This is a genomic window from Mycobacterium sp. AT1 (assembly GCF_002043095.1).
Lineage (GTDB): Bacteria > Actinomycetota > Actinomycetes > Mycobacteriales > Mycobacteriaceae > Mycobacterium.
Window position 1 is genome coordinate 1 of sequence record NZ_MVOC01000070.1, and the last position, 18,189, is coordinate 18,189.

Genomic DNA, 18,189 nt, shown 5'->3' on the forward strand with positions numbered 1-18,189 from the left:
CATGACGCACATGTGCGTCAACTCGACCGCCCGCGGCGCATTCAACGCCGGCTACGCACCCACGGTGGTAGCCGCCGCGACCGCCACGCGATCACTGCCTGGAGTCGGCGGCGAACCGGTGACGGCGTCCACGCTGCAGTCGGCCAGCCTGGCCGCGCTCTCCGATCTGTTCGCCGTGGTGGTCCGCGACGGCGCGGACATTCCCGACTGAACACTGCACGTCGTGGGCAGGGGCTTCGCCACCCTTCGCTGAACGAATGCCGTCAGGCGCAGCAAATCTTCTGGTACCTTGCGAGCTGTCGTAAATGACGGTCGCGAAATTTGCTGCAATTGGGCCGTGCGGCATCGCACCGCAACAGCTGGGGGTCCAATGAGCAATCGCCACGGCACCGTGCTTCGAACGATGGCAACGAAGACCGTCGTCGCGGTCCTGCCGGTTGCGCTGACGTGCGCATACGTCAGCAATCTGTTCGTGCCCCAGTCGCCACGCCTGGCCGCCTACGACTACCAGCCCGTCGCCGAGATCACGGTGTCCGGCTCGACCGTCGGCCTAGCTGATTCGAACCTGTTCTTCTTGAGGGACGAGACCGACACGATCGACCCCGTTCGAGTCGCGCAGCATCTGGACCAGATGCAGGCACTCGGCATCGACAACATCCGCGTGTACGTGCCGTGGCGGTTCGTGGAAAGGACCAAGGGCGAGTACGACTGGAAGGCGATGGACGTCATCATGTCCCTCGCCGCGGAGCGGGACATGGGCGTCTTGGCCGAGATGAACACCACCCCCGACTGGGTGGACCCCGCCGGCCAGTACGAGCCAGGGACGGCTCATCCAGACCCCGAGGACTTCAAGAACTTCGTGTCGGCCGTCGCAACCAGATACGGCTCCACGGTGTCGGCCTACGAAATCTGGAACGAGCCCAACTACGTCGGCTTCTACGATCCGATCGATCCGGCCGCGTATGCGGAACTCCTCAAGGCGGTCTACCCCGCACTGAAGGACATCGACCCCACGGCAACGGTCGTCGCAGCGGGACTCGGCCACACTCCGACGTACGACGATGGCAGTGCGCTGAGTCCAGTCGAGTTTCTAGACGGCATGTACGACGCCGGAGCGAAGGGCTACTTCGACGCGCTGGCCTACCACCCGTACCAGGAGAGCACTCCCTTCTCTCAGTCAACCCAGGACGGTTATGCGCTCGACCAAGCGCTGGCAATGGTTGCGCTGATGGCCAGCAACGGTGACTACGTCACCGGACCTGGCGGGCAGCCGTTGTTGGACGCCAACGGAGCTCCCATCACCAAGAGGATCTGGGCTACCGAATACGGTCTGGCGACGTCGAGAGTCTCCTACGAGCACCAAGCGGCGTACATCCAGGACTTCCTCGCGACGTGGAGCATGCAGTCGTGGGCGGGGCCGGCATACGTCTACACGACAGTCGACTCCAATCCGGGTAGTGACGATCCGGAGGAGAACTACGGCGTCTACACGCTCGACACCAACGGCAACTGGGTGCGAAAGCCGGCGGCCGATGTGCTGGCTGAGTGGATTCTGGCCCACCCAAATCAAACGTTCGACCCGGTGGGCCCGACGAAGCCCGCCAACCCGCTGACGGCCTTCGTGGTGTTCGTGCAGAAGTTGGTTCAGCAGTTCAGCCAGTCGACGCGCTTGTTCGTCGATGCCGTCGTCACGGCCATCACGAAGTTCCTCGGGTCGTTCACCCGCCCGGCAGTCGCCAACGCGGCGCCGTCGACGCAGCGGGTGGCGCTCGGTACGAGCCCTGACGATCAGCCGACGGTGCAGGCCGGTGGGACCGCCAAGGGTGCCGCGAGGATTCAGCCCGACGCGACGGGTACGGCAGGAGCCGATGCGGCAGTTCGCACCGCCGTGATCACGGAATCGGCGGCGACGAAGCCGACCGCTGACGCGAAGCCCAGTGCCGCCGAGCCGTCGTCGGTCGCCGAGTCCTTGATGACGGAACCGACCGTCTCAGAAGCCATTTCGACCACCCCAGAAGTCCAGGTCCCGGCGGCAGGCGACCTCGGCGTTCCCGAATCAACCCCGGCGACGGAGAGCACCAAGGACTCGACGACGTCGAGCGCCTCGACCGACGACGAGACGGGAAGCCACGAGCGTCCAGAGCGAGCCGATCGCGACAAGGCGCCGTCTGCCGTCGCGTCCCCGGCTGCTCCCTCCCGGTCGACCACTGTCCAGTCCAACGCACGCGAAGACCGGAGCGCCGAGCGGGACAGCGCAGCGTCGGCAAGCCCCGCGAGCAGCGGTCCCGACGACTAGCTGGCGCCGGTCGAGGGTTCATCCGTCATTTGGGGCAGTCGCAGTCGATGATGATCACATGACCCAGCCCTCGACCCGAGTCACTCGGCTCAGCGAATATCAGGACGAGTCGCGCAGCGCGCTCGAAGCCCTCCTGGACAGCACGCCGCTGGCCACCGTCGCCTTGGTGCGCGACGACCACCCGGTGATCTTTCCGATCGGATACGCCCGGGTCGGCACCGATCTGGTGATCCATGGTTCGACGGGGTCGCCGTGGCTGCGGGCGTTGTCGACGGGACTGCCCGCGGCGGTGTCGGTCACCATGTTGGACGGTGTCGTCGTGGCGCGCAGCGCATTCGAGTCGTCGTTCCGGTATCGCAGCGCCGCGCTGTTCGGCGCCTTCGAGCAGGTCTCCGGCGACGACAAGGCCAGCCTCCTGGAAACCCTTACCGACGGGTTCATTCCCGGTCGGGTCGCCGAGTTGCGGCCAAGCACCCGCAAGGAGATCGCCGCGACGCTGGTACTGAAAATGCCGATCGGCGAGGACAATTGGTCGTTGAAGGTCAGCGCCGGCTGGCCGGAGGACCCCGACGAGGACGTTGCGGGGGACGCCTGGGCCGGCGTCGTGCCGATGTCCGTGACCTACGGGGAGCCGTTGTCCGCTCCCGACCTCACCGAGGGCATCCCGGTGCCGGCGTCGGTCCTGGCGTTGGCCAAGCGCTCAGTCGAGTAGTCCCACGCGTCGGTAGAGGTCGGTGCGACGGTCGCCGTGGACGTCGTTGTTGTCGTTGAATTGCTTGAGCCGCGATTCGGCGAGGTCGACGTCGGCGCTGATCCGACCGGGTGTGCCGTAGTCGGCGATCGCCATCGGGTAGCCGTCCGCGTCGACGATCACGCTGCCACCGATCCAGTCCTGGCCGCGTTCGGTGCCCGCGCGGTCGCACACGGCGGTCGCCATCCTGTTCATCCCCGCGCCCGCGAGTGCGCGCACTTGCTCGGTGGGCCGCTCGCCGACGGGGCGGGGGAGCAGCGGCCAGTTCACCGGCGCGCACAGCAGATCGGCGCCCTGCAGGGCCACCGCGCGCACCCACTCGGGAAACTCGACGTCGTAGCAGACCATCACGCCGAGGCGGCCGTGGTCGGTGTCCAGCACCAGCGGCAGGTCGTCGGCGCGGTCGAACACCCGGTTCTCGGTGTCCCACAGGTGCGCCTTGCGGTAGACGCCGCGTAACCCGCTCGGGTCGACGACGGCCGCGCTGTTGTAGACCTCGTCGCCCGCGGCCTCCGGAAAGCCGGCGACGATGGTCAGGTCGAACGCCTCGGCGAGATTGGCCCATGCGGTGATCGTCGGCCCGTCGCGGGTCTCGGCGAGTGACTCGAGTTCGGCCCGGTCGGCGAACATGTACCCCGACGAGGCGAGTTCCGGCAGCACCACGATCTGCGCGCCGTCGCGGGCCGCCTCCTCGATCGCCGCCGTCGCGGTGGTCAGATTGCCGGTGGTGTCGCCGACGTGCAACGGGATCTGGCAGCAGGCGACGCGGGTAGTCATGTGTCGATGGTGGCCCATCCTCACGCAAATCGCAGCCAGGTCGATGGCATGATTCGCTGCATGCGGATGTCGGCCAAGGCGGAATACGCCGTCCGGGCGATGGTGCAGCTGGCCACGGTCGCCGACGGCGTCCTGGTCAAGACCGACGATCTGGCCAAGGCCCAGGGCATTCCGCCGCAGTTCCTCGTCGACATCCTGTCCGATCTGCGCACCGACCGGCTGGTCCGCAGCCACCGCGGCCGCGACGGTGGCTACGCGCTGGCCAAGCCGGCGGCCGAGATCAGCATCGCCGACGTGCTGCGCTGCATCGACGGCCCCCTGGCCAGCGTCCGCGACATCGGTCTTGGCGACCTGCCGTATTCGGGGCCGACCGTGGCACTGACCGACGTCTGGCGCGCGCTACGCGCCAGCATGCGGTCGGTGTTGGAGGAGACCAGCCTCGCCGACGTCGCGACGGGTGATCTGCCAGGGCACGTCGCGGCCCTCGCCGGCGAGTACATGGGCCAGGAAGAAGAACGCGGTCACGGCTAGCGGGTGGCCTTGGGTCCACCGGGGCCGACGTTGCAGGATGTAGCCATGAGTTTCGACGTCCGTTCCCTCGACAAGCCGGTCATCGTCGCTCCCATGGCGGGCGGGCCGACGACACCCGAGCTCGCCGCAGCGGGATCCAATGCCGGTGGGCTGGGGTTCCTGGCGGCCGGGTATCTCACCGCCGAGGTGCTTGCCGAGCGCATCGCCGCGGCGCGCCAGCTGACGACGGGGCCGCTGGGGGTGAACCTGTTCGTCGTGCAGTCGAGCGCGGCCCGACCCACGGCGATTCAGGAGTACGCCAAGGCGTTGGGCGGCGAGTCGAAGCGGTACGACGCCCGTCTCGGGGAGGCGCGGTTCGACGACGACCACTGGTCGGCGAAGCTCGACGTCGTGACGGACCTCAAGCCGGAGGTGGTGTCGTTCACCTTCGGGCTGCCGTCAGCGCAGGAATGTGCCCGCTTGCGCGATGCTGGCATCGCCACCGTCGCCACCGTCACCACCCTCGCGGAGGCCGAGCGTGCCGTCGCCTGCGGCGTCGACGCGGTGGCGGCTCAGGGTCCCGCGGCGGGCGGGCACCGCGGCACGCTCGATCCCGCGGCGTCCCCGGCGACTCAGCCGCTCGACCAGTTGGTGCGTTCGACGAGCATCGCGCTCGACGTTCCCGTGATCGCGGCGGGAGGTCTGATGACGGCGGCCGACCTCGCCGACGTCTTCGTGTCGGGAGCCGTAGCGGCGCAACTGGGCACCGCGTTCCTGCTGGCCGACGAATCGGGAAGCAGCCCAGTGCACCGCGCGGCTCTGCGTGACCCTCAGTTCACCGAAACGGTTGTCACCAGGTGCTTCTCGGGGCGGTACGCGCGTGGGCTTCGCAATCGGTTCGTCGACGAACACGACGCGCAGGCACCACTTGGCTACCCCGAGATTCATCACCTGACCAGCCCGGTGCGGGCGGCGTCGGTTCGCGCCGGTGATCCCCACGGCGCAAACATCTGGGCTGGCACCGGTTTTCAAAAGGCTGCCACCGGGTCGGTCGCCGACATCATGGCATCGCTGGTGTGACGATCCCGGGGGGTTAACCCCCGTCCAGGTCTCCGGAAAACGCCATGGGCACGACGTCGTCGAGCTCATAGCGTTATGGCATCAGGGAGCGTCGGGCTCCCGGTCAATGAGGGAGACATACCGTGAACACCCATCGCGCAACGATTTTCACAGCCACCGTCCTCGCCGCCGCGGCGCTGGCCTCCGCCGGAGTTGTCAGCGCCGCGCCCAGTGGACCGTCACGGGTCGAGGACACGGTGCGGACACTGGAAGCTGGCGGTTACCACGTCATCGTCAATCGTGTTGGTACCGGCCAGCTCTCGTCGTGCACCGTCGAATCGGTTCATCCCGGTCAGACGTACTCGACGATGGATTCGCGGGGCGGCTCGTCGCCCGCGCTGACCGTCATCTCCAAGACGATGCACGTAAACCTGGTGTGTTGAGCGCGGATCAGCTGCTCAGCGCAAGCACGGATGCGCTTACCGGCAGTAGCATCTTGAACGCCGTCCGACCTTCGGAGGACTCGGCGACGATCGACCCCAGATGGGCCTCGACGATCGCCGACGTGATCGCGAGCCCGAGCCCGAACGAGTTGCCCGCCTGTCGCGATCGCGACTTGTCGGCGCGCACGAACCGCTCGAAGAGATGTGGCAGCATCGCCGCGTCGATTCCGGGTCCGTCGTCGGTGACGGTCAGTGTTGCCTGCGCAGAGGCGTCGACGGTTGCGAGCGCCGCGGTGACCGTGGTTCCGCCCGGCGTGTGGATTCGAGCGTTCGACAAGATGTTCGCCACGGCCTGATGCAATTTGGCGCGGTCGCCACGCACCCAGACCGGATGATCGGGGACGTCTACCACCCACTCGTGCGAGGGAGCGGAGACGGCTGCGTCGTTGACGGCGTTGACCAAGATGTCAGCCAGGTCGACGTCGGTGGACTCCAAGTCCTGCCCCTCGTCGAGGCGAGCGAGCAGCAGCAGGTCCGAGACGAGCGAATTCATCCGCGCCGACTCCGACTCGATCCGCGCGAGCGAGTACTCCGTGGTCTCCGGGAGTACGGCACTGTCCTGACGGGTCAGTTCCGCGTACCCCTGGATCGCGGCCAACGGCGTCCGCAGTTCATGGCTGGCGTCTGTGATGAACTGCCGCATTCGGCGATCGGACGCCGCGACTTCCGTCAACGCCCGCTCGACGTGGTCGAGCAGCCGGTTGAGCGTGTCGCCGACCAGTCCCACCTCCGTCCTGGAATCCGTGTCGGACAGGGGGACTCGCGGAGAGATCGCGTATTGGTCGCGGTTCAGTGGCAACGCGGCCACCTCGGCGGCCGTGTTCGCAACCCGTCCCAGCGGGCGTAGGGCACCCCGGACTATCACGAGCGTGCTGAGTGCGGTGACCAGTAGCGCCAGCGCCGTCAGGCCGCCAACGATGACGGTCTCCCGACTCGTCGCCTCGCTCGCCGGTCGCAGCGAGGCGCCGGTGACGAGGAGCTCACCCGCGCCGCCGGGGCGGCCCACCATCCGGTAGAGACCAAGCCCGGGTAGCCACGTCGTCTCCGATTCCTCGCCCGCCCAGGATTCGCGTGCGAGTTCAGCGATGGCGTCGGCTGGGACGGGTCCCGCGTCACCGTCGCCGAACAATGCCGAATCGACGACCTCGCCGTCGCGCACGAGTAGTACCACGTTGCCTGGTGCTTGTCCGACCACCTGACTCAGGGGCTTCATCGAACGCGGCGCCGGCAGTGCGCCGGTTGGCAGCGCGGTGGATCGATACTTCGTCACCGAATAGGTGAAACCGTCAGCGGCGGCGGCCAATTGCGAGTCGATGATGCCCGTCACCGATGCTCGCAACGTCAGAACCGACATCGTCCCCACGGCGATCAGCACGGTTGTCACCACCGCAGAGACACCGACCACGAGCTGCTTGCGCAACGACCACGTGCGCCAACTCAACGCCCGTGGCGCGCTCACCCGTCGGCCCGCAGAACGTAGCCGACGCCACGGACGGTGTGGATCAACGGCGGATGCCCGGCGTCGACCTTCTTTCTCAGGTACGAGACGTAGAGGTCGACGATGCTCGACTTGCCGCCAAAGTCGTAGTTCCACACCCGGTCGAGGATCTCCTGCCTGCCGACTGCCCGGCGGGCATGCCGCATGAGGTAGCGCAGCAGCTCGAACTCCGTGGAGGACAACGAAATCGATCGTCCAGCCCGCGTCACGGAGTGGCCAGCGCTGTCGAGGAGCAGGTCGCCCACCTGGAGCGTTTCCTCGGCAGCCGGGGCCACTTGCGCCGACCTGCGAATCAGACCCCTCAGCCGTGCGACGAGTTCTTCGAGGTTGAAGGGCTTCGTCATGTAGTCGTCGCCACCCGCCGTCAGCCCCGTCACCCGGTCGTGCACCGAGTCGCGCGCAGTGAGGAACAGAATCGGGGTGTATCCCGGGTTGCCGCGGATCTCCTCGAGGACGGCGAAGCCGTCTCGGTCCGGCAGCATGATGTCGAGTACCACCACGTCGGGTGGGTCGGCGCGGAATTTCTCCATCGCCTCCGCGGCGTCGTGCGCAACGTCGACGTCCCAGCCCTCGAACCGCAGGGCCATCCGGATGAGGTTCGTCAGTGCGCGTTCGTCGTCGACGAGGAGGGTTCGGAGGTTCGAACCGTCGGCGCGGTGCATCCGTGGGAGTTTCCCGAGGATGGCGCGACGCGGCCCCGCGTGGTCTACCTCCGCTGACGTCATGAGGTCATTGTGCCCAGCCGTCCACCAACCTTCAGCGGATTCATAGCCAGTTCACATGAAGCCGGGCCTCACCCACGTCGGCGGGTGTCGATCGCGATGCTGCCGCCGTCGGACCGCACCGTCACCTCCGAGACGGCTCGTGCGGGATCTGTCGTCTCCGGGACCTCGACCGAGGTGTCGTATTCGGAGCGGGTCTCGACGAGGTAGGGCCCCGTCGCGGGCAGCGTGAGCGCGACGTCGCCGTCGCGGGTGGTGGCGGTGATCTTGTGTGGGGCGGGTTCGGCGAAAGTCACGGCGACGTCACCGTCTGCGGAATCGACGACGAAGGACTCGCTGACGGAAAGTGGCTTCCTGGAAGCGATGTCACCGTCGCGCGCCGAGACGTCGACGACGTGCACCGCCCCGTTGAGCAAGACGTCGCCGTCGGAGCTGCGGGCGACCAACCTGTTCAGGTCGGCGTCGACGGTCAACGTGCCGTCGTTCTGCTGGGTGGTGACGGACAGGCCAGCCGCCAGCGCCGGCGGCAGGGTTACCGTCAGATCACTCGACCCGAAGCCGACGACGCGGCCGGAGTCTCGAGTGACGCGGATCCGCGTCTGACCGGCGTCGGTGGTCACGTTCAGGCGCTGCTGAGCCCGATTCGAGGAGCCCACCGTGCGCAGTTCGGCGCGGGGCGTGGTGGCCTTCGAATCGGACTTCACGTGGACCGACACGTCGGACGCGTCGATCACGAGCGACCGCATGGTGCCGGGGAGGTCCTTTGCGTCGTTGCTCGCTCGTAGCGAGTCGAGGCCCCAGGCCGCCACGCCGAGGCCCGCGACACTGCCGACGACCAGGACCGCCGCGGCGATGACCAGCATGACGCGCAACGCGGTGCGGTTGCCAGGGGTGAGCGGTGGCGGAGCCGACGGGGGAGCGATGGTGGTCATGGTCAAAGGCCTTTCAGGGGTTCAGGATTCGAGATAACGGAGGACGGCGAGGACGCGGCGGTTTTCGCTCTCGTCGGGAGTCAGGTTCAACTTCGTGAAGATCGAGGCAATGTGCTTCTCGGCCGAGCCCACCGAGACGTGCAGCGAGCTCGCAATGGCGGAGTTGGCCCGGCCCTCCGCCATCAGTTGGAGCACCTCGAGTTCGCGGGGCGTGAGCGCGTCGAGGGTGGAGCGCTGCCGTGACCGGACGAGGATCTGGGAGACCACCTCGGGGTCGAGCACCGTGCCTCCACCGCCGACGACCTCGACGGTGTCGAGGAACGACGGCACGTCGGCGACGCGATCCTTGAGCAGATAGCCGAATCCCCTGGTGTCCGAGGCGATCAGGTCGGAGGCGTAGCGCTCCTCGACGTAGTGAGAGAGGACGAGTACCGGCGATTCGGGGTTCTGGCTGCGCAGCAGCGCCGCGGCGCGGATGCCTTCGTCGGTGAACGTCGGCGGCATGCGGACGTCGAGGATGGCGAGGTCGGGTTGGAGTTCGTTGACGATGCGCAACAGGTCGGTGGCATCGGACACGCCGGCGACCACCTCGTGGCCCGCGTCGGTCAAGATGCGTTCGATGCCCGCCCGCAGGAGCGCGGAGTCCTCGGCGATCACGATCCGCATGGCAGCACCGCCGTCACGATGGTGGAACCGGTGGCCGGGCTGGATACCTCGAAGGTGCCGCGCGCTGCCGTGACGCGCTCGCCGAGACCGCGCAGCCCCGTCGCGTCGTCGTCGTCGGTGACCGTTGCACCGCCAACGCCGTCGTCGTAGACCGAGACGAAGAGCGCGTTGGTCGCCTCGTCGAATCGGACGGTGACGACGGCCTGGGTGGCGCGTGCGTGTTTGGCCACGTTGGTCAGCGCCTCGGCGACGACGAAGTACGCACACGACTCCACCTCGTCGGGAAGTCGGTGTGGTAGATGGACGTTCAACGACGTTGGCACGCCTGATGTTTCGATGCGTTGCACCACCGAGGACAGGGCGGCGTCCAGGCCGCGGTCGGGGAGGATGGTCGGTGCGATGCCGCGCACGACGTTGCGCAATTCGACGAGTGCACTCTTGGCGTCGTCGTGTGCCTCGCCGATGAGCAACTTGGCCTGCGGCAGATCGGTGTCGAGCTTGGTTTGGGCCAGGCCGATCGTCATCGCCAGTGACACCAGCCGGGGCTGCACGCTGTCGTGGAGATCGCGCTCGATGCGGTGCCGTTCGGTTTGGGCCGAGGAGACCGCACCGCGACGTGCATGGGTGAGCGCGCTGACCTCGTGTTGAAGTGCGGCAGTCGGCGACGGCGGCAGCAGCCAGCGGTCGACGGCGGCGTCGACGACGGGGGCGAAGACGACGATGGCAACGGCGGCAACCAACGCGACGACGGCCAGAACCCAGGCCAGCGGCGGCGAAATGAACCAGAAGTCGGCGTCGAGGTCGCTGCGGTTGACCGCCGACGCCAGCGCGGGCCCGGTGATGGCGAATGTCAACAGCGCCAACGCAAGTAGAGATGCGAAGATGTCGTAGGTCATCCGCAGGTAGTGGTGCGCGACGATCTTCCAAAACCGGGCGCTGCTGACGTCGAGCCACAGTTGGTGGGCCCACCGCTGAAAGCCGTCGTACGGCGAGGTGCGGCGCGGTGGAACCGGGATGCCGAAGCCGAACACCGCCTCGCTGCGGATGCGTTCCACCCGGTCGACGCCGCGAATGAGATAGACGAATACGACGCCCGCGACGGCGAAGCCGAGGACGGACGGAATCGACGAGATCGCGATGATCAGAATCGTCAGGGGAATCCAGAACCAGACGAGGCCCAGTGCGGCGCCGGTCAGCATCGACGCCGAGGGCACGACGCCGATCCGACGTACGTGGACGGGGTCGTCGTCCTGGACGGGAAGCGGCGTGTCGAGGCTCGTTGAAACCATGCCCTAAACCTAGGGAGTAGCGAGGCCCAGCGGGTATGGCGTTTTCCCGAGACCTCCGTGGGGGTTAACCCCCGCCTGCCGGCGCGATGAGTTTCGTCCCCGCCGGGTGTCTGTCCCGGTACCGACCGATCCACGACGAGGAGCTCACCGTGAACATGGACACCGCCGCCAACCCCACCACCAGGACCACGCCTCGGCTCGGCGCCAAGATCGGCGTCGTCATCAGCGTCCTGGTCGGAGCCTTTCTCGCCGTCGACGCCGCGGGCAAGCTCGCCGGTGTGTCGCAGGTCAAGGAGGGTACCGAGGCGCTGGGTTTCCCGGCTGACCAGGCGCTCGTCATGGGCGTCGTGCTGACGGTGTGCGTCGTGGCCTACGCGGTCCCGCGTACCGCGGTGCTCGGGGGGCTCGGCATCACGGCGTATCTCGGCGGAGCGGTCACCGCGAACATGCGGGTGGAGGCCCCGCTGTTCAGTGCCACCCTGTTCGCCGTCTACCTCGGTGTGCTGATGTGGGTCGGCATGGTGCTTCGCCGTCCGGAACTGCTGAGGATTGCGGGACTGGCTCGCTGAAGTCCGCCTCGGCGCGGCGTGTTCGCGTGCCACAATCCGGTCGTGCAAATCGGAATGACGCTGCCGGTGATGGAACCCGACCTCGACGCCGCCGTGCTGAAGGAATGGGCGCGCGTCGTCGACGACGGCCCGTTCAGCTCACTGTGTTGGGGTGAGCGCATCGCCTTCGACAACCCCGACTCGCTGACGCTGCTCGGGGCCCTCGCCGCGTGGACCGACCGGGTCCGCCTGGTGACGACGGTGATCGTCCCGCAGCTGCACGACCCCGTGATGCTCGCCAAGGGTCTCGCCACCGGCGACATGCTGAGCGGGGGACGTCTGACCGTCGGCATCGGCGTCGGCGGCCGTCAGGAGGACTACGACGCGGTCGGCGCCGACATGGCGACCCAGACGATGCGCGGAATGGCGGGGCGCGTCGCGATCATGAAGCAAGTGTGGGCGGGGGAGAAGGTCACCGAATCCGTACTGCCGGTTGGCCCTTCGCCCGTGCAGTCGGGCGGCCCCCCGCTGCTGGTCGGAACCATCGGACCCAAGACCGTGCGAAGCGCGGCGACGTGGGCCGACGGGATGGCGGGGACGACGCTCGACCTCGACGTCACCAAGCAGAACGAACTGTTCGACGTCGCGCGCACCGCGTGGAGTGAGGCCGGTCGGCCGAAACCCCATCTGGCGACGTCGTTTTGGTTCGCGATGGGGGATGGTGACGGACCGCGCGCGCAGATGCACCGGCATCTGCGGCGCTACATGAACTGGATCCCGGCCGAATTCGTCGACGCCATGGCGCCGACGACGGGCTGGGCGGGTGGCGAGGACGAGTTGCACGCCGTGCTGCGCACGTTCGAGGCGATCGGGACCGACGAGATTCACCTCATCCCGACGAGCTCGGACCTCGACCAGCTGCGCCGCGTTGCCGACGTCGCCAAGGACTTCGACTGACGCCGAGCCTCAGGCGGAGCGGGACCGCCGGGTGCGGCCAACGCACAGTGCGTCCCACTGCCGCGGTGAAAGACGTTCCCGCAGTTGTTCAATGGCGCGTCGCGGCAGCATCAGCCGGGAGTACACGTAGTACGGCGACCTGCTGGAGTACGCGAACGTCACCGAATACCGCTCGGTCTCGGTCGGTGGAAAGACGCGGTGGAACACCTGCCCGGTGTCGACCAGAACCGACGTCATCCTGGGTCCGGTGACCTGGGCCCACTGGTGACGCGGCACCACGTCGTGCATCTTGTCGTCCGGTACACCCCGGAGGTCGAGGCCTCGCGAACCGCGGATCGCGGCGCTGTGGGCCTGGTGGATGTAGCCGAAGGGTCCGGCGCCGGCGTCGACGTCGCTGAGATAGACGATGACCTTGAAGATTCGACGGTCTTCGTGGTCGAGGTGCCAGCGGCGCACGACCTCGTGGTTGCGACCCGCCGCCGACTGGACCAGTTCGCGCTTTACCTCCATGCCGAGATAGCGCACCGGAAGGCCGATGTGGCATTCGGCGAGATCCAGAAGGTGGTCGGACAGCCCCCACGTGAAGAGGGTGGGGTCGACCGCAAGCTCGCGGGGGGTGGCCTTGACGCACGGCTCGTCGACGTTCTTGCGGCGCAGTAGATCGACGAGCCCGTCCGCGGAGTCGACCACCTCCGCGGGCAGGTCGGCCGGGCGCACGGCGACCCCGGCGTCGTTCAGGGCGACGAGCACCTCGAGCTGATCGGCAGAGGGAAGGGGCAGCTGGCTCGCATGCTCGGCCAGGCGCCGCTGGTACCGACGATCGCTCACTTGGCTGACCAGCGGCATCCGGGTGGCGGCTCGGCGGAGGAACGCACCGCGGCGCGCGACGGCGCTGACGATTCGGGGAACCAGCGCGCGGGCGGAACGGGTCGTGCTGGCCGGCGCGAGGTCGACGTCCACCACGGGTGTCAGCGGTAGCAGTGTCACGGCGGTCCCCCGGGTCAGAAAAGCATACTTTCGCCCCGTTTTTGGTGACGATTGCTAGAACCTACCATTGGTATGTACTTTTTGGCAGCGCCAATACTGCTGCAAAGAATTGTTGCCGGAGCCTCGGCCCTTCACTCCGGTCGACGACCGATGCCACAGCCTTAAGCACCTGGTCAAGTCATCAGAGGTCGGCATCGCGGTGCTCGGATGGCAAACGGGTGTCCGTAGGGAAATGCCATCGTCGTTAATTTGCCCAATCTGCACGTCGGGGTGCGAAGGGCTAAGCGGCTGAGATCCGCTGACGAACCTCGAAGTCCATCCCGACGGCTTCGGCGACGTAGATGTCCTGGGACATCTGGTTGCCGCGCATGCTGACTTCGCCCCGCGGGCTGACGTAGGTCAGGTTCTCTGCGGCGGCTGTGAGCTCGGGAACGCCGAGCGATCCAGCCCGGGTTGCCAGCGTGATGAGCAAGGTCAGCGCCTCGTAGCAGGACTCGCCGATGCTATTCAGCGCAGGCGCGGCCGGTCCGAAGCGTGAATAGTAGCGCTCGGCGAAGTCCATGCTCGCCGTCGTGTTGAGCGCTTCGAAATACCCCGCGGAGGCGAACAGGCCGTCGTTGCTTTCGGAGCCGCTGGCCATCAGCATGTTCTCTTCGACGTGCGGGCTCAGTCGGGGCACCGCGGCGGCCATGCCGGAGGCCGCGAACTGCCGGTTGAACTCGACGCCGTCGCCTCCGACCAACAGCAGCAGCACTCCCGATGCACCGGTGGTCTCAACCTGCCGGATGGCGGCGCTGAAGTCGGACGTGCCCAACGGTAGATAGAGCTCGCCGACCAGTGGACGCCCCCGTGCCTGCGCGTGCAGGCGCGCGGCCGTGCCCGTCTCCCTTGGCCAGACGTAGTCGTTGCCGATCACGACCCACCGGTCGACCCCGAACTCGGTGTTCATCCAGTCCATCGCCGGCAGGAGTTGGCGCGACGGGGTCTCGCCGGTGAGGAACAGCCCTGGCGTGCGCTCACCGCCCTCGTACAGCGGTCCGTACACGTAGGGCACCCGGTTCGCGGTGACCCTCGCGACGGCCTGGCGCACCGGCGAGATGTGCCATCCGGTGACTGCGTCGATTGCCCCGAGCTCGAGCAGCGCGGCGATCTCGGCCGCCACGGCCGCAGGCGCCCGGCTGCCGTCCACCGGGACCAGTCGAATCCGACGTCCCAGCAGTCCCGCGCGGGCGTTCACGTCGGCGATCGCGAGTTCGGCGCAAGCCTCGCACGACGGCCCGTAGATCCCGGCGGATCCGCTCTGGGGCACCACGAGTGCGACGTCGAGGGTTTCTCGGGTCGGGCGCACGGAAGGCTTGCCGAGCACGTCCCACCTCCGTCCACTCTTGCGTGGGTACCGATCGTGAATGCCCTTGATTACCGGGGTATTTCGTGGGTGTTAGCGGCCGGGAACCGACAGTTCCGCGACCCGGGCCAGCGTGTGCAAAAGCTGAACGGCGGTGTCTTCGCCGAACTCGTCGGCCAGGGCGGTCTTCAGGGCCGCCTCCTGGCGGGCCAGTTTGCGTACCTTCGTCTTTCCCTTCGACGACAGGTACACCAGCACCCGGCGGCGGTCCATCGCGTCGACGCGACGGACGACGAACCCGCCGTCGACCAACTTGTCCACGATGCGCGTCAACGTCGGCGGGGCCACCGACATCGCCGCGGCGATGTCGCTCATGGTGAACCCGTCGCCGCCGCGCAGCACTCCGAGCACCCGCCAGCCCTCGATGCTCGCGATGTCCGCGTCGAGCAAGCTGGTCGAGAACGCCTCGGTCCACCAGCGTCCCGCCCGGAACAGAACCTCGGAGACGCTGTCCACGCTCGTCGTGATGGGCACGGCCCCTCCTCTTGGTGCGGTCGTCATGTCCGAATCATGTTTTCGGCCAGCATATCCGGCGGTGGGGTATGCGGCATTCATGCCGGCTGGCCGGATTGCACGACGCGGGCGCCGCCGACCTTGGCGACGACGGACGCCCCCCACTCCGACGCGATCCCGAACGTGGCACCCACCAGTGCGGTCACGGCGGCGATCAGGGCGGGGTTGGACACCCCTGCCGTGAGGATGCCGTTTCCGGTGGCGGCGATCGTGCCGACCGTCATCGCGAACCCGAACACGATGGCGGGGGTGGCCGACAGCCACGGAAGTCGGGACACCTGAACCATTGTCAGACTTCCGATTCCGACCGCGACGGCCAGCAGGACGGCGCTGGTCGTGGCGCTCACCGCCAGCAGCGTGCACGTGGCGATGAGGATGCCCGCCCAGTTGCAGGCGACGCTCTTCACCAGGCCAGAGGGGCCGGATCCGACGAAGAAGAACGACGCCCATGCCAGGAACAGCACCCAGACCGGAAGTAGCCATACCGTCGCGGTCAGCCAGGTGGACAGCGCGCCAAAGATTCCGACGCTGATGGACAGCGCGGTTGCCTTGCTCATCTCGGTGCTCCTAGTGGTGATGCGGGTGGTCGTGGTCGTGGTCGTGGTCGTGATCGTCGTGCGCAAGCAGCGCCGCCTCGGTCACGGTCCGCTCGTCGAGCGCCGTCGCGTCGAAGAACTGCTTGGTGGCGGCGAGTCGACAGAACGCCTCGCCGAACTGGCGGTAGTACACCGCCGGATCGCAGACGTCGGTCAGTCCCGACTCGTCGATCACCGCGATCAGATGTTCCTTGAACTCGTCCCATTCGAAGGCGCCTGCCGTGCATAGGTGCACGACGAGGCCGAACAGTCGGCCCTGCCATGGCGCGTCGAAGACGAGTTCGCCGTTGGACCTCGGGAGGGCCGAGGCGCCGTCCCAGTCGTCGAAGCCGGTGAGGTCGATCGTGGCGGCGGTCATCTAGGCCCCCATCCCGACGAGTGCGGTGCCGACCATGGAGTCGCGGCTGATCAGCGACATCAAGTCGTCGGCCGTCATGTCGTCGGTTCCCGCGGGGCGTTGGGGGATCACCAGGTACCGAATCTCGGCGCTGCTGTCCCACACGTCGATCTTGACGTCGGCGGGCAGTTCGACGCCGAATTCGGCCAGGACGCTGCGGGGTTCCTTCACGACCCTGGCGCGGTACTGCGGGTACTTGAACCATGCAGGCGGAATGCCGAGCAGCGTCCAGGGGTAGCAGGAGCACAGCGTGCAGACGACGACGTTGTGCCGCTCGGCGGTGTTCTCCACGGCCACCATGTGCTCGGTCTGCAGGCCGGTGAAGCCCATGTCGGCGATGGCGGCGGTGGCGTCGCGCAGCAGCCACTCCTTGTACTCCGGGTCGGTCCACGCCCTGACGACGACCTTGGCGCCGTTGACGGGTCCCATGTCGTTCTCGAAGGATGCCACCACGGCGTCGACGGCTTCGTGCTCGGCCAAGCCCTTCTCGACCATCAGTGATTCCAATGCGTTCACCCGCGCCTCGACGTCGGGTAGTGAAAGCCAGTCCATCGTCAGATCTCCTCGTGTGTTCGGTGTTTGGGGTGGGACTGGTGGGACTAGTTGGCGGGTTCGAGGTAGTCCTCGAACAGGTCGGCGTACAGATCGAATTCCTCGACGGCGCCGTCGCCCCAGATTTCGGTCGAGGTGAACCGGACCATGTAGAGCTGGTGGGGGACGTCGGTCTGTTGGTGCGCGCTGGCCGCCGGATCGTGAAAGGCGCCGTACTGCTTGGCGATCACTCCGCTGGCGCGGTTGAGGTACCCGGGCAGGCGGTTGTGCTTGGTGTCGTGAATGTTTCGCACCCGGACCGCCGCGCCGACGTCGTAGACCGGCGGAGCCTCGGCGGGCAGGTCGTGCGGGGTGCCCTTCCACAGCACGTCGACCATCTTCTCGGCGAAGGGGGAGAGGGTTGCCGGCTTCTCGGGGTGTGGTGTCATGCTCGGAGCTCCGAGTTCGGCCATCCGCGTGTCGATCTCGTCGTGGCTGATGTACCCCTTGTCGTTGAGCAGCTTCTCCACCGAGAACAGCCAGTGGGCGTAGTAGGTGGAGTCGGTGTAGTCGCTCCACTTCATCAACTCGATGCCGTGGCGCTGCTCGTCGAGGTTGAACGCGCCCTTCGCGATGGCCATTGCGGTGACCGCGTGCATCCGGCCTTCGAAGGGGTAGCGCCAGTCCGGGATTCCTGGCTCGAGGAATTCGGTGGCGATGGGGCCGAGACCGTCGCGGCCTCCGACGTCGTGCGGACCGTGCATGTCGGTTCGTCTCCGATCTTTAGTTCAGCGTGAAAATACTTCCACTTGGCAACTAAACCCATCCTCGGGACGGAGCGCAAACCCTGCGACCAGGTCGTAACGCAGGGTTTACACGAACGGATGCTCCTTGTTAAGAACAGATTTCGCATGTCCTGTCAGGGCCGGTCTCGGGTTGACGGCGGCCGAACGCTGACCCAGACTCGCTGCAGCACGCAATAGTTGCGATGCGGAACTAATTCCTCAGGAGGGCCTAGAGATGACTGCTTCCCACGAATCGGTGGCACGCTGGAGCGGCGCCGTCGACACCCCGGACAGCACGGTGGTCGGAACCGCGCTGTGGCTCACCGGCACGACGGTGCTCGCGCTGATCGCCTACTACTTCCTCGGCTACGACCAGGGCGCGGTGTCGGTGTTCGGCGCCGACACCCACGTCCACGAGTTCGTCCACGACGCCCGGCACCTGCTGGGCTTCCCCTGCCACTGAACGG

Annotated in this window: 22 protein-coding genes; 9 read left to right on the top strand and 13 right to left on the bottom strand. The window is 67.2% G+C overall.

The annotated features are described in order from the left end of the window. The 3 genes from B1790_RS28750 to B1790_RS28760 all read left to right on the top strand — a co-directional run. Nucleotides 1-211 (top strand): isochorismatase family protein (locus B1790_RS28750; protein ID WP_142271554.1); only part of this gene is annotated, 211 nt, incomplete at its 5' end. Between the two features lie 192 nt (nt 212-403). Next, nucleotides 404-2,296: a cellulase family glycosylhydrolase gene (locus tag B1790_RS28755; RefSeq protein ID WP_158083887.1), complete on the top strand. Its 1,893-nt coding sequence runs from the start codon at nt 404-406 to the stop codon at nt 2,294-2,296. A 58-nt stretch (nt 2,297-2,354) separates the two neighbouring features. Further along, complete coding sequence (locus tag B1790_RS28760) at nt 2,355-3,008, top strand: pyridoxamine 5'-phosphate oxidase family protein (RefSeq protein ID WP_079926700.1); 654 nt, start codon at nt 2,355-2,357, stop codon at nt 3,006-3,008. Here the strand turns inward: B1790_RS28760 and B1790_RS28765 are convergent. Further along, complete coding sequence (locus B1790_RS28765; RefSeq protein ID WP_079926701.1) at nt 2,997-3,824, bottom strand: nitrilase-related carbon-nitrogen hydrolase; 828 nt, start codon at nt 3,822-3,824, stop codon at nt 2,997-2,999. The two genes, B1790_RS28760 and B1790_RS28765, sit on opposite strands and share 12 nt — an antisense overlap. A 60-nt stretch (nt 3,825-3,884) precedes the next feature. On the opposite strand from B1790_RS28765, the gene B1790_RS28770 reads away from it, so the two are divergent. The 3 genes from B1790_RS28770 (at nt 3,885) to B1790_RS28780 (ending at nt 5,836) form a co-directional block, all read left to right on the top strand. After that, the gene (locus B1790_RS28770; RefSeq protein WP_079926731.1) at nt 3,885-4,355 is read left to right on the top strand and encodes an RrF2 family transcriptional regulator; all 471 of its coding nucleotides are present in this window, start codon (nt 3,885-3,887) and stop codon (nt 4,353-4,355) included. 45 nt (nt 4,356-4,400) lie between these two features. Further along, the gene (locus tag B1790_RS28775; protein ID WP_079926702.1) at nt 4,401-5,414 is read left to right on the top strand and encodes a nitronate monooxygenase; all 1,014 of its coding nucleotides are present in this window, start codon (nt 4,401-4,403) and stop codon (nt 5,412-5,414) included. Between the two features lie 122 nt (nt 5,415-5,536). After that, the gene (locus tag B1790_RS28780; RefSeq protein WP_142271555.1) at nt 5,537-5,836 is read left to right on the top strand and encodes a hypothetical protein; all 300 of its coding nucleotides are present in this window, start codon (nt 5,537-5,539) and stop codon (nt 5,834-5,836) included. A gap of 7 nt (nt 5,837-5,843) precedes the next feature. On the opposite strand, the gene B1790_RS28785 is transcribed toward B1790_RS28780, so the two are convergent. The 5 genes from B1790_RS28785 to B1790_RS28805 all read right to left on the bottom strand — a co-directional run bounded on the left by B1790_RS28785 (nt 5,844) and on the right by B1790_RS28805 (nt 11,003). Beyond that, on the bottom strand, nt 5,844-7,355 hold the full coding sequence (locus tag B1790_RS28785) for a cell wall metabolism sensor histidine kinase WalK (RefSeq protein ID WP_233165366.1): 1,512 nt from the start codon (nt 7,353-7,355) through the stop codon (nt 5,844-5,846). Beyond that, a complete protein-coding gene (locus B1790_RS28790) occupies nt 7,352-8,119 on the bottom strand; it encodes a response regulator transcription factor (protein WP_079926703.1) in 768 nt (255 codons plus the stop codon). The genes B1790_RS28785 and B1790_RS28790 overlap by 4 nt, the downstream gene beginning before the upstream one ends. A 68-nt stretch (nt 8,120-8,187) precedes the next feature. After that, nucleotides 8,188-9,048 carry a DUF4097 family beta strand repeat-containing protein gene (locus B1790_RS28795; RefSeq protein WP_079926704.1) on the bottom strand — a complete coding sequence of 287 codons (861 nt, stop codon included), beginning with the start codon at nt 9,046-9,048 and terminating at the stop codon, nt 8,188-8,190. Nucleotides 9,049-9,069: 21 nt separating this feature from the next. Further along, nucleotides 9,070-9,714, bottom strand: coding sequence for a response regulator transcription factor (locus B1790_RS28800; RefSeq protein ID WP_079926705.1), 645 nt, complete (start codon nt 9,712-9,714; stop codon nt 9,070-9,072). Continuing rightward, nucleotides 9,702-11,003, bottom strand: coding sequence for a sensor histidine kinase (locus tag B1790_RS28805; RefSeq protein WP_079926706.1), 1,302 nt, complete (start codon nt 11,001-11,003; stop codon nt 9,702-9,704). The genes B1790_RS28800 and B1790_RS28805 overlap by 13 nt, the downstream gene beginning before the upstream one ends. A 155-nt stretch (nt 11,004-11,158) precedes the next feature. Here B1790_RS28805 and B1790_RS28810 point away from each other — a divergent pair, with 155 nt between their 5' ends. Both B1790_RS28810 and B1790_RS28815 read left to right on the top strand, forming a co-directional pair. Further along, on the top strand, nt 11,159-11,572 hold the full coding sequence (locus B1790_RS28810; RefSeq protein ID WP_079926734.1) for a DoxX family protein: 414 nt from the start codon (nt 11,159-11,161) through the stop codon (nt 11,570-11,572). 54 nt (nt 11,573-11,626) lie between these two features. Next, nucleotides 11,627-12,508 (top strand): LLM class flavin-dependent oxidoreductase, encoded by an 882-nt coding sequence (locus B1790_RS28815; RefSeq protein ID WP_079926735.1) that lies wholly within the window; start codon nt 11,627-11,629, stop codon nt 12,506-12,508. Nucleotides 12,509-12,517: 9 nt separating this feature from the next. On the opposite strand, the gene B1790_RS28820 is transcribed toward B1790_RS28815, so the two are convergent. The 7 genes from B1790_RS28820 to nthB all read right to left on the bottom strand — a co-directional run bounded on the left by B1790_RS28820 (nt 12,518) and on the right by nthB (nt 17,701). Further along, the gene (locus B1790_RS28820; protein ID WP_079926707.1) at nt 12,518-13,495 is read right to left on the bottom strand and encodes a hypothetical protein; all 978 of its coding nucleotides are present in this window, start codon (nt 13,493-13,495) and stop codon (nt 12,518-12,520) included. 280 nt (nt 13,496-13,775) lie between these two features. Continuing rightward, entirely contained in the window at nt 13,776-14,861 is a 1,086-nt protein-coding gene (locus tag B1790_RS28825; protein WP_079926708.1) for a substrate-binding domain-containing protein, read from the bottom strand. 72 nt (nt 14,862-14,933) lie between these two features. Then, nucleotides 14,934-15,374, bottom strand: a complete 441-nt coding sequence (locus tag B1790_RS28830) for a MarR family winged helix-turn-helix transcriptional regulator (RefSeq protein ID WP_233165367.1) — start codon at nt 15,372-15,374, stop codon at nt 14,934-14,936. Between the two features lie 77 nt (nt 15,375-15,451). Continuing rightward, nucleotides 15,452-15,970, bottom strand: a complete 519-nt coding sequence (locus B1790_RS28835; RefSeq protein ID WP_079926710.1) for a DUF1097 domain-containing protein — start codon at nt 15,968-15,970, stop codon at nt 15,452-15,454. Nucleotides 15,971-15,980: 10 nt separating this feature from the next. Then, nucleotides 15,981-16,367 (bottom strand): nitrile hydratase accessory protein, encoded by a 387-nt coding sequence (locus B1790_RS28840; RefSeq protein WP_079926711.1) that lies wholly within the window; start codon nt 16,365-16,367, stop codon nt 15,981-15,983. Beyond that, nucleotides 16,368-16,958: a nitrile hydratase subunit alpha gene (nthA, locus tag B1790_RS28845; protein WP_079926712.1), complete on the bottom strand. Its 591-nt coding sequence runs from the start codon at nt 16,956-16,958 to the stop codon at nt 16,368-16,370. Between the two features lie 47 nt (nt 16,959-17,005). Next, complete coding sequence (gene nthB / locus B1790_RS28850) at nt 17,006-17,701, bottom strand: nitrile hydratase subunit beta (RefSeq protein WP_079926713.1); 696 nt, start codon at nt 17,699-17,701, stop codon at nt 17,006-17,008. Nucleotides 17,702-17,957: 256 nt separating this feature from the next. Here nthB and B1790_RS28855 point away from each other — a divergent pair, with 256 nt between their 5' ends. Next, complete coding sequence (locus B1790_RS28855) at nt 17,958-18,185, top strand: CbtB-domain containing protein (RefSeq protein WP_056559839.1); 228 nt, start codon at nt 17,958-17,960, stop codon at nt 18,183-18,185. Nucleotides 18,186-18,189: the final 4 nt, after the last annotated feature.

Excerpts from the sequence above, each read along its gene's own strand:
- B1790_RS28810 (WP_079926734.1), top strand. The coding sequence starts at position 11,159 with ATGGACACCGCCGCCAACCCCACCACCAGGACCACGCCTCGGCTCGGC.
- B1790_RS28855 (WP_056559839.1), top strand. The coding sequence starts at position 17,958 with ATGACTGCTTCCCACGAATCGGTGGCACGCTGGAGCGGCGCCGTCGAC.
- B1790_RS28805 (WP_079926706.1), bottom strand. The coding sequence starts at position 11,003 with ATGGTTTCAACGAGCCTCGACACGCCGCTTCCCGTCCAGGACGACGAC.
- B1790_RS28790 (WP_079926703.1), bottom strand. The coding sequence starts at position 8,119 with ATGACGTCAGCGGAGGTAGACCACGCGGGGCCGCGTCGCGCCATCCTC.
- B1790_RS28840 (WP_079926711.1), bottom strand. The coding sequence starts at position 16,367 with ATGACCGCCGCCACGATCGACCTCACCGGCTTCGACGACTGGGACGGC.
- nthB (WP_079926713.1), bottom strand. The coding sequence starts at position 17,701 with ATGCACGGTCCGCACGACGTCGGAGGCCGCGACGGTCTCGGCCCCATC.
- B1790_RS28755 (WP_158083887.1), top strand. The coding sequence starts at position 404 with ATGGCAACGAAGACCGTCGTCGCGGTCCTGCCGGTTGCGCTGACGTGC.
- nthA (WP_079926712.1), bottom strand. The coding sequence starts at position 16,958 with ATGGACTGGCTTTCACTACCCGACGTCGAGGCGCGGGTGAACGCATTG.
- B1790_RS28800 (WP_079926705.1), bottom strand. The coding sequence starts at position 9,714 with ATGCGGATCGTGATCGCCGAGGACTCCGCGCTCCTGCGGGCGGGCATC.
- B1790_RS28770 (WP_079926731.1), top strand. The coding sequence starts at position 3,885 with ATGCGGATGTCGGCCAAGGCGGAATACGCCGTCCGGGCGATGGTGCAG.
- B1790_RS28835 (WP_079926710.1), bottom strand. The coding sequence starts at position 15,970 with ATGAGCAAGGCAACCGCGCTGTCCATCAGCGTCGGAATCTTTGGCGCG.
- B1790_RS28760 (WP_079926700.1), top strand. The coding sequence starts at position 2,355 with ATGACCCAGCCCTCGACCCGAGTCACTCGGCTCAGCGAATATCAGGAC.
- B1790_RS28815 (WP_079926735.1), top strand. The coding sequence starts at position 11,627 with ATGACGCTGCCGGTGATGGAACCCGACCTCGACGCCGCCGTGCTGAAG.
- B1790_RS28795 (WP_079926704.1), bottom strand. The coding sequence starts at position 9,048 with ATGACCACCATCGCTCCCCCGTCGGCTCCGCCACCGCTCACCCCTGGC.
- B1790_RS28775 (WP_079926702.1), top strand. The coding sequence starts at position 4,401 with ATGAGTTTCGACGTCCGTTCCCTCGACAAGCCGGTCATCGTCGCTCCC.
- B1790_RS28765 (WP_079926701.1), bottom strand. The coding sequence starts at position 3,824 with ATGACTACCCGCGTCGCCTGCTGCCAGATCCCGTTGCACGTCGGCGAC.